This is a genomic window from Vibrio genomosp. F6 (genome assembly GCF_005146325.1).
GTDB lineage: Bacteria > Pseudomonadota > Gammaproteobacteria > Enterobacterales > Vibrionaceae > Vibrio > Vibrio cortegadensis.
Map to the genome: position 1 here is coordinate 1 of NZ_SYUT01000047.1, position 483 is coordinate 483.

Genomic DNA, 483 nt, shown 5'->3' on the forward strand with positions numbered 1-483 from the left:
GTGTTTACGGTGCAATGGTTTAGCTTGGGTGTTATAGCGTTGTCGCACCTTAATTGGGCGTTAGGTTTTTCTGCGGTCAAAATGGAATTGAGGGGGGGGGATCATGGATTATCAAGCGAAGCTCCAATTTGTACATAAAGAGCTCAATGATAAAGGTGTTTGGAAGTCGAATTACAATCCACCAATAGCCAAATTACTATGCAAAATAGGACTTAACTTCCCGCCGCCTTACTATCAATCCTTCATGAATAACTGGATTGTTTCAGCCACCATATTCGCTCCTGTTTGGGGTGTCTTAAATTGGTTTATGGTTTGGAGTGAAGCAGATAACTCAGTTCTCAACGCTGTTTATATGTCTTTGATTGGTGGTGTTTTGTTTGGGCTAATCATGTCGACATTTTACTTTGTTAGACGAAAGCAGTTAAAGCTGTCGGAGTGGAGTTCTTTGGGAGAATAGCCCCAAAACCTAACAAACAATTTAAG

General features: G+C 41.0%; 1 protein-coding gene. It reads left to right on the forward strand.

The window, feature by feature from the left end; all coding sequences use genetic code 11:
• Positions 1–103 precede the first annotated feature (103 nt).
• A complete protein-coding gene (locus FCV43_RS16870) occupies positions 104–457 on the forward strand; it encodes a DUF6404 family protein (protein ID WP_136995827.1) in 354 nt (117 codons plus the stop codon).
• Positions 458–483: the final 26 nt, after the last annotated feature.

Bases quoted from the DNA above. Each gene is read 5' to 3' on its own strand.
- FCV43_RS16870 (WP_136995827.1), top strand. From the start codon at position 104: ATGGATTATCAAGCGAAGCTCCAATTTGTACATAAAGAGCTCAATGAT.